The following is a 9186-nucleotide window of genomic DNA, read 5'->3' as shown; positions in this document are numbered from 1 at the left end:
GATCCCGACAGGCTCCACCATTTGAGTGAAACGACTTTGGGTCTGTAGCTCAGGTGGTTAGAGCGCACCCCTGATAAGGGTGAGGTCGGTGGTTCGAGTCCTCCCAGACCCACCACTCTGAATGTAGTGCACACTTAAGAATTTATATGGCTCAGCGTTGAGGCTGAGACATGTTCTTTTATAACTTGTGACGTAGCGAGCGTTTGAGATATCTATCTAAACGTGTCGTTGAGGCTAAGGCGGGGACTTCGAGTCCCTAAATAATTGAGTCGTATGTTCGCGTTGGTGGCTTTGTACCCCACACAACACGGCATGTGACCCTGAGGCAACTTGGGGTTATATGGTCAAGCGAATAAGCGCACACGGTGGATGCCTAGGCGGTCAGAGGCGATGAAGGACGTGGTAGCCTGCGAAAAGTGTCGGGGAGCTGGCAACAAGCTTTGATCCGGCAATATCCGAATGGGGAAACCCACTGCTTCGGCAGTATCCTGCAGTGAATTCATAGCTGCTGGAAGCGAACCCGGTGAACTGAAATATCTAAGTAACCGGAGGAAAAGAAATCAACCGAGATTCCCTAAGTAGTGACGAGCGAACGGGGAGCAGCCCTTAAGCTGGAATGGCTTTAGAAAAACAATCTGGAAAGATTGGCCATAGAAGGTGATAGCCCTGTATTTAAAAGGGCCACTCCAGTGAAGACGAGTAGGGCGGGGCACGTGAAACCCTGTCTGAATATGGGGGGACCATCCTCCAAGGCTAAATACTCCTGACCGACCGATAGTGAACCAGTACCGTGAGGGAAAGGCGAAAAGAACCCCGGAGAGGGGAGTGAAATAGATCCTGAAACCGTGTGCGTACAAGCAGTAGGAGCTCGCAAGAGTGACTGCGTACCTTTTGTATAATGGGTCAGCGACTTACTGTTCGTGGCAAGCTTAACCGTATAGGGGAGGCGAAGGGAAACCGAGTCTGATAAGGGCGCATAGTCGCGGGCAGTAGACCCGAAACCGGGTGATCTAGTCATGGCCAGGGTGAAGGTGCCGTAACAGGTACTGGAGGCCCGAACCCACGTCTGTTGCAAAAGACGGGGATGAGCTGTGATTAGGAGTGAAAAGCTAATCGAACCCGGAGATAGCTGGTTCTCCTCGAAAGCTATTTAGGTAGCGCCTCATATGTATCCTCTCGGGGGTAGAGCACTGTTATGGCTAGGGGGTCATCGCGACTTACCAAACCATTGCAAACTCCGAATACCGAGACGGACTGTATGGGAGACACACGGCGGGTGCTAACGTCCGTCGTGAAAAGGGAAACAACCCAGACCCACAGCTAAGGTCCCAAATTCACTGCTAAGTGGAAAACGATGTGGAAAGGCATAGACAGCCAGGAGGTTGGCTTAGAAGCAGCCACCCTTTAAAGAAAGCGTAATAGCTCACTGGTCGAGTCGGTCTGCGCGGAAGATTTAACGGGGCTAAGCAGTGAACCGAAGCTTGGGGTGCATAAAACTTGTTTTATGCGCGGTAGAGGAGCGTTCCGTAAGCCTGCGAAGGTGGATTGAGAAGTCTGCTGGAGGTATCGGAAGTGCGAATGCTGACATGAGTAACGATAATGCGGGTGAAAAGCCCGCACGCCGAAAGCCCAAGGTTTCCTTGCGCAACGTTAATCGACGCAGGGTTAGTCGGTCCCTAAGGCGAGGGCGAAAGCCGTAGTCGATGGGAAGCAGGTTAATATTCCTGCACCTCGCGTGAGTGCGATGGAGGGACGGAGAAGGTTAGGTGTACCGGGCGTTGGTTGCCCCGGGGAAAGGCGGTAGGTTTGGATCTTTGGCAAATCCGGGATCCTTTAAGACCGAGCACCGAGACGAGCCTTTATGGCGAAGTCACTGATACCACGCTTCCAGGAAAAGCTCCTAAGCTTCAGCTCACGAAGACCGTACCGTAAACCGACACAGGTGGGTAGGATGAGAATTCTCAGGCGCTTGAGAGAACTCGGGTGAAGGAACTAGGCAACATGGCACCGTAACTTCGGGAGAAGGTGCACCCTTTTTGGTGGCTCGTGCGAGCTATAGCTGAAGAGGGTCGCAGAAACCAGGCCGCTGCGACTGTTTATCAAAAACACAGCACTCTGCAAACACGAAAGTGGACGTATAGGGTGTGACGCCTGCCCGGTGCTGGAAGGTTAATTGATGGGGTCAGCCGCAAGGCGAAGCTCTTGATCGAAGCCCCAGTAAACGGCGGCCGTAACTATAACGGTCCTAAGGTAGCGAAATTCCTTGTCGGGTAAGTTCCGACCTGCACGAATGGCGTAACGACAGCGGCGCTGTCTCCACCCGAGACTCAGTGAAATTGAAATCGCTGTGAAGATGCAGCGTTCCCGTGGCAAGACGGAAAGACCCCGTGAACCTTTACTATAGCTTTACACTGAACGTTGAGTTCGTCTGTGTAGGATAGGTGGGAGGCTATGAAACTGTGGCGCTAGCTGCAGTGGAGCCATCCTTGAAATACCACCCTGTCGTGCTTGACGTTCTAACCTAGGTCCGTTATCCGGATCAGGGACCGTGTATGGTGGGTAGTTTGACTGGGGCGGTCTCCTCCTAAAGAGTAACGGAGGAGCACGAAGGTACGCTCAGCGCGGTCGGACATCGCGCACTGTGTGCAAAGGCATAAGCGTGCTTGACTGCAAGATCGACGGATCAAGCAGGTACGAAAGTAGGTCTTAGTGATCCGGTGGTTCTGTATGGAAGGGCCATCGCTCAACGGATAAAAGGTACTCCGGGGATAACAGGCTGATACCGCCCAAGAGTTCATATCGACGGCGGTGTTTGGCACCTCGATGTCGGCTCATCACATCCTGGGGCTGTAGTCGGTCCCAAGGGTATGGCTGTTCGCCATTTAAAGTGGTACGCGAGCTGGGTTCAGAACGTCGTGAGACAGTTCGGTCCCTATCTGCCATGGGCGTTGGAAGTTTGAGAGGGGCTGCTCCTAGTACGAGAGGACCGGAGTGGACGAACCTCTGGTGTTCCGGTTGTCACGCCAGTGGCATTGCCGGGTAGCTATGTTCGGAAGCGATAACCGCTGAAAGCATCTAAGCGGGAAGCGCGCCTCAAGATGAGACTTCCCGGGGCACAAGCCCCCTAAAGGAACCATGTAGACTACGTGGTTGATAGGTCAGGTGTGTAAGTACAGCAATGTATTGAGCTAACTGATACTAATGATCCGTGCGGCTTGACCATATAACCTCAAGTTGCCTTGGTCCCAACGAACGTTGGTAGATCATCAAATGCAAGCTACGTCACAAGTTAACTCTGCGAGACTGGGCGCCTTAATCCGTTTCTTGGATGGCGACGCTCCAACCGTCTCCCTGGTGAAATTAGCGCTGTGGAACCACCCGATCCCATCCCGAACTCGGAAGTGAAACGCAGCTGCGCCGATGGTAGTGTGGCTCAAGCCATGCGAGAGTAGGTCATCGCCAGGGGCTTTACCCCGAAACCCTCAGTCCAAACGGACTGAGGGTTTCTTTTTTGCGCAAGCGCTGGGCTGCGCCGCGCGTAAATGCGCCTTGCATTCCGCCCCGCTTGCCGACCGGTACCGATGTCGTGCTGTGCGTGCAGTACCGCCGGGGCCGGTAGCCCGTCAGGACGCTGGCACCAAGCCTCGCCACACACGCCACGCGCCCATCTCTTGGAGAAAAGGGGCGCGATCCATCTGTTGGCCAAATAACCTGCCTGGCCAATGCCAGATGCACGGGTGCGGTAGTGGCTGAAGCCGATAACAGACATCGCCTATGACAGCCTCGCTCGGCCGACGTCTTAGTGCGCATATCCTCGATACAAGGAACGGCCTGGAGCGGATCGATCACGGCATCAGTGATGGGTCCCACATCCTTGGTGAGACAAGACGCAAGGCAGATGTTTCACACATCTTTGTTGAGACCAAATGCAAGACCAGTGGCAGCGCCAGGCGTGGTTAAGGTGTTCGATAAATCTCGGTTTGAAGCCAGCGATGTGCATCGCGGGGCGCACGCCTGGAGCCGTCGACTCGAACAGCTGGCAAAGCACCGCGAAGGCACCCCGTTTTCGCCATGCTGGGGCGATGCTTTATGTCGTTGGGATACTCACCACGACTGACGGCTTGAAACGTTGCGCCCAACCAACAAAAAAACCCCGCCTGAGCGGGGTTTTTTTGTTGGTACAGTCGGTACATCTGGCTGCAATCGGGTCATGACGGACCGACCAGCGGGCGGACGCCGCTATCTGCTGGCCGGCATCAGTCACCCAACGTCAATAGCGAGGCGTTGCCGCCTGCCGCGGTGGTGTTGACGGTGACGACCTTCTCGGTTGCGAAGCGCAGCAGGTAATGCGGGCCGCCCGCCTTGGGACCGGTGCCGGACAGGCCCTGCCCGCCGAACGGTTGTACGCCGACCACGGCGCCGATCTGGTTGCGATTGACGTAGACGTTGCCTACCGCCACGCGCGAGGTGATGCGGTCGATCGTCTCATCGATACGCGAGTGGACACCCAACGTGAGGCCGTAACCGGTCGCGTTGATCTGCTCGATGACGGCATCGAGCTGGTCGGCCTTCCAGCGAATCACGTGCAGCACCGGCCCGAAAATCTCGCGCTGCAGCTGGGACAGCGATGTCAGCTCATAGGCGCGTGGAGCGAAAAAGCTGCCATGCGCGGTGCTGGCGTCCAAGGTGGTGCTGCCGATCAGACGCGCTTGGCGATCCATGCGTGCCGCGTGATCGTCGAGAATCTTGAGCGCATCAGCATCGATGACGGGGCCAACGTCGGTCGAGAGCAGGCCCGGATCGCCGATCTTCAACTCGCCCATCGCGCCGGCCAGCATCGTCATGACCTTGTCGGCGATGTCGTCCTGGACGAACAGGACGCGCGCCGCGGAGCAGCGCTGCCCGGCCGAGATGAAGGCACTGGAAATGGCGTCTTTGACCACTGCTTCGGGCAGCGAGGACGAGTCGGCGATGAAGGCATTCTGGCCGCCGGTTTCGGCGATCAAGACGCCGATGGCAGCATCGCGTGCGGCCAGGGTGCGGTTGATGATGCGCGCGGTTTCGGTAGAGCCGGTGAAGGCTACGCCGGCAACGCGCGGGTCGTTGGTCAGCGCAGCGCCAACGGTAGCGCCATCGCCTGGCAGGAACTGCACGGCCGCTTCCGGCACGCCGGCTTCATGCAGCAGCTTGACCGCTGCAAAGCCGATCAGGTTGGTCTGCTCGGCCGGCTTGGCGATGACCGTATTGCCGGCCGCCAGCGCTGCGGCGACCTGACCGAGGAAGATCGCCAACGGGAAGTTCCATGGGCTGATGCAGACAAAGACGCCGCGCCCGTGCAGCTGCAGCTCGTTGGATTCGCCGGTCGGTCCGGGCAGACGCTCCGGCGCACCGAACTGCGCACGCGCCTGGCCGGCGTAGTAGCGCAGGAAATCGACGGCCTCGCGGACTTCGGCCACTGCGTCGGGCAGCGTCTTGCCGGCTTCCTTGACGCAGATCGCCATGAAGTCGGGCATGCGCGTTTCGAGCAGATCGGCTGCATGTTCCAGGATGGTGGCGCGGCTCGCTGCAGGCGTGCGGTTCCAGGCCGGTTGCGCGGCCGCAGCGCTGGCCAGCGACTTCTGGACGGTATCCGGATCGGCCGGGTGCCACTGTCCAACCGTCTCGCGGCGATCTGCCGGATTCAACACCGCCTGGCCGGGCGTGCTGATCAGCGCACCGGGTACCAGGGGCGTGGCCTTCCACGGCTTGATCGCGGCGTTGAGTTGCTCGGCCAGCTGGCGCAGATCGTTGTCGTTGGCGAGATTGGCGCCCATGGAGTTTTTCCTGTTCTGGTTCTGGCTACGCAGCAAGTCAGCTGGCAGCGGAATCTTGGGATGCGGGATGGAAGTAAATGACGTCACTGCCTCGACCGGGTCGCGGATGAGGTCTTCGATGGCGACATCCTCGTCGGTGATGCGATTGACGAAGCTGGAATTGGCGCCGTTTTCGAGCAGGCGACGTACCAGATACGGCAGCAGATCTTCGTGCGAGCCGACCGGTGCATAGACGCGGCACGGCAGATCGAGACGATCGGCAGGAATCACCTCGGCATACAGGTCGTCGCCCATGCCGTGCAGTTTCTGGTGCTCGTAGGTCTTGCCTGCCGCAATCGCACGTACCGCCGCAATGGTCTGCGCGTTGTGCGTGGCGAACATCGGGTAGAGCGCGTCGCTGTGCGCGAACATGCGACGTGCGCATGCCAGGTACGACACGTCGGTGTTCTGCTTACGCGTAAACACCGGGTAGCCGGGATGCCCTTCGATCTGCGCGCGCTTGATCTCTGCGTCCCAATACGCGCCTTTGACCAGGCGCACCGGAATGCGTCGCCCGACACGGCGCGCCAGATCGGCAAGAAAATCGATCGTGTACGGCGTGCGTTTTTGATAGGCCTGCACGGCCAGGCCATAGCCTTCCCAGCCATCCAATGACGGGTCGGAGAAGGTGGCCTCGATGATGTCTAGCGACAGTTCCAGCCGGTCGGCTTCCTCGGCGTCGACGGTGTAGCCGATGCCATAGGACTTGGCTAGCTGCGCCAACTCCAGTACGCCCGGAACTAGCTCGGCCATCACTCGCGCACGCTTGGCATGTTCGTAGCGCGGATACAGCGCCGACAACTTGATCGAGATGCTGGGCGCGGCAAATACATCGGTACCGACGAAGTTGCCGCTGCGGCCGATCGCATGAATCGCATCCCGATACGCCTGCAGATAGCGCTGCGCATCCTTCATGGTGAGCGCGCCTTCGCCCAGCATGTCGAACGAATAACGGTAGTTGGCGTTGTCGCCCTTGCGCGAACGCGACAGCGCTTCGCCGATGGTGCGGCCCATGACGAACTGATGGCCCATGATCTTCATGGCCTGGCGCACGGCCAGGCGAATCACCGGCTCGCCGACGCGGCCGATCAGGCGTTTGAAGGCGCCCGGCACATCGGCGCGGGTGAGGTCGTTGAGCTGCACCAGCTGGCCGGTCAGCATCAGGCCCCAGGTGGAGGCGTTGACCAGCACCGAATCGCTGCCGCCCATATGCTTCTTCCAATCCGCATCGCCGAGCTTGTCGCGGATCAGCTTGTCGGCGGTGTCCTGGTCGGGAATGCGCAGCAGTGCCTCGGCCACGCACATCAGCAGCACGCCTTCTTCGCTGCCCAGGTCGTATTGGCGCATGAAGGCTTCGATGGCGCCCTGGTCCTGCGCGCGTGCCCGCACACGGGTAACCAGATCGGCCGCGACCGCCTGCACCTTGGCTTGCTCAGCGGCGGGCAGGCGTGCCTGGTCGAGCAATTCGCGCACGTGTTCGGCTTCGTCCTTGAGCCAGGCCGCGGTGATGGCGGCACGCAACGCGCCAGGTGCGGCGGGCAGTTCGGGCGCCAACAGCGGGCGCGCAACTGAGGTGGAGGCAAGCGGGTCGAGCTGTGCGTTCATGCGAAAGGTGCCTTGGATTCCGTGCTCATTCTAGTGAGCCAGACGGCTTGCGCACTTGTGTGGAAGCGGCGGCTTTCCCGCCGTTTTGTGCATGCCGCCATCGCGCAGAGTGACGGCACGGCCATTGGCGAACAACGCGGAAGTGATTGATTTGTGCGCACTTTTAGCTGCACTGCAGCAAATTCTTGATCGCCGGAAATGCTTGCCGCATGCGTTGGCGCGGGTCTACCATCGGGCTATTCCCGCAGTGCGCTGCGTGCCGTTTATGATCGAAGTGCTGCCGTTGATGTCCGAAGGGGTTGGGACGCAGCTGCGGTTGCGGCCTCCGCGGGCACTGTCGGCCAGGCAATTCGTGCAGCTGTTCGCAGTGCTGGCGGGAACGATGTGGTTATTTGCAGGCCTGGGGTGGTGGACCGGCAATGCGTTCGCGCCGGTCTTTGCCCTGGTGCACAGTGGTGTGGTGGCGCTGGCGCTACGGCAGTTGTGGCGAAGTGGCGAGCGCGAAGAAGCGATCCGGGTGGGGGAAGCCGTTGTTGAGGTGTTTCCGTCCGGGCATGCGCCACCAGCGTTTCAGGCACATCCGCACTGGGTGCGGCTTTGCATAGAACGCGATGACAGGGTGTTGCTGGTCAGCAGCGGCAAGCAGATCGAGATCGGAAGTTTTCTCGGGCCGGCCGAACGTGTGGAACTGGCAACAACGCTCAAACGCTTGCTCGCGGCCGCCAATGGCCGTCACCGATGACGTAAGGGTCTAGGCAATGACGCAACGCAGCAGCTGGAAGTCGATCAACACCTGCACACACGTGGGCCTGGCGATGGCGGCGCTGCTGAGCGCGCCGGTGGCCTGGGCGCAATCGGCCGATCCCAAGGAATGGCAGCTCAACATGGGGCGCGGGGTGACCCAGACCGCGCGGATGGCTTACGAGGCGCACATGGTGGCGCTGTGGGTGTGCGTGGTGATTGGCGCGCTGGTGTTCTCGGCGATGGGCTATGCGATGTTCAAGTTCCGCAAGTCCAAGGGCGCGGTGGCCGCACAATTCAGTCACAACACCACCGCGGAAGTGCTGTGGACGGTGATTCCGGTCCTGGTGCTGATTGCGATGGCGTGGCCGGCGACGGCAAAACTGATCGCGATGTACGACACCCGCGAATCGGAAATGACGGTCAAGGTGACCGGCTATCAGTGGATGTGGAAGTACGAATATCTGGGCCAGGGCGTGGAATTTACCAGCCGCCTGGCACGCGAATCCGATCGTATCCGCCAAAGCGGCGAGCGCCCCACCGCGGCCTCGCAGCCGCACTATCTGCTGGATGTCGATAACCGCCTGGTGCTGCCGGTCAACACCAAGATCCGCTTCGTGATTACCGCCGACGATGTGATCCACGCCTGGTGGGTGCCGGCGCTGGGATGGAAGCAAGATGCCATTCCCGGCATCGTCAACGAAGCCTGGACCAACATCGAACAACCGGGCGTGTATCGCGGGCAGTGCGCCGAGTTGTGCGGCAAGGATCATGGCTTCATGCCGATCGTGGTGGAGGCGCTGCCCAAGGCTGACTTCCAGCGCTGGCTGGCGTCGCGTCGTAGTGCGTCAGGCACTGCTCCAGCAGCGGCGCCAGCGGCCGCACCGACGCCGACCAGTGCACAGGCCGCTCCGCAAGGTGACGCCGTGCCTGCGGCGGCACCGGCCCAGGCCGCAACACCGACCGCCGCTCTTTAATCGCCCGCAAC

3 protein-coding genes, 2 tRNA genes and 2 rRNA genes (1 of these 7 only partly in view) are annotated in these 9186 nt (G+C 59.7%); 6 read left to right on the top strand and 1 reads right to left on the bottom strand.

Annotated elements, in window-relative coordinates:
• From ACCQ15_RS19350 to rrf, 4 genes are all read left to right on the top strand, one after another.
• A tRNA-Ala gene (locus ACCQ15_RS19350) sits at positions 1-20 on the top strand (it extends 56 nt beyond the left edge of the window).
• A gap of 18 nt (positions 21-38) precedes the next feature.
• Positions 39-115 (top strand) — tRNA-Ile (locus tag ACCQ15_RS19345).
• 227 nt (positions 116-342) lie between these two features.
• Positions 343-3223, top strand: a 23S ribosomal RNA gene (locus ACCQ15_RS19340).
• A gap of 127 nt (positions 3224-3350) precedes the next feature.
• Positions 3351-3465, top strand: a 5S ribosomal RNA gene (gene rrf, locus ACCQ15_RS19335).
• A 791-nt stretch (positions 3466-4256) separates the two neighbouring features.
• On the opposite strand, the gene putA is transcribed toward rrf, so the two are convergent.
• Positions 4257-7457, bottom strand: a complete 3201-nt coding sequence (putA, locus tag ACCQ15_RS19330; RefSeq protein WP_057680835.1) for a bifunctional proline dehydrogenase/L-glutamate gamma-semialdehyde dehydrogenase PutA — start codon at positions 7455-7457, stop codon at positions 4257-4259.
• Positions 7458-7722: 265 nt separating this feature from the next.
• On the opposite strand from putA, the gene ACCQ15_RS19325 reads away from it, so the two are divergent.
• Positions 7723-8199 carry a DUF2244 domain-containing protein gene (locus tag ACCQ15_RS19325; protein WP_017157717.1) on the top strand — a complete coding sequence of 159 codons (477 nt, stop codon included), beginning with the start codon at positions 7723-7725 and terminating at the stop codon, positions 8197-8199.
• 16 nt (positions 8200-8215) lie between these two features.
• Positions 8216-9175 carry a cytochrome c oxidase subunit II gene (gene coxB / locus ACCQ15_RS19320; protein ID WP_031425150.1) on the top strand — a complete coding sequence of 320 codons (960 nt, stop codon included), beginning with the start codon at positions 8216-8218 and terminating at the stop codon, positions 9173-9175.
• Positions 9176-9186: the final 11 nt, after the last annotated feature.

This window comes from Xanthomonas sp. NCPPB 1754 (assembly GCF_041475725.2).
Lineage (GTDB): Bacteria > Pseudomonadota > Gammaproteobacteria > Xanthomonadales > Xanthomonadaceae > Xanthomonas > Xanthomonas euvesicatoria.
This window is presented reverse-complemented; position numbering and strand designations above follow the sequence as displayed.

Coding starts and splice junctions, on each gene's coding strand:
- putA (WP_057680835.1), bottom strand. CDS start 7,457: ATGAACGCACAGCTCGACCCGCTTGCCTCCACCTCAGTTGCGCGCCCG.
- ACCQ15_RS19325 (WP_017157717.1), top strand. CDS start 7,723: ATGATCGAAGTGCTGCCGTTGATGTCCGAAGGGGTTGGGACGCAGCTG.
- coxB (WP_031425150.1), top strand. CDS start 8,216: ATGACGCAACGCAGCAGCTGGAAGTCGATCAACACCTGCACACACGTG.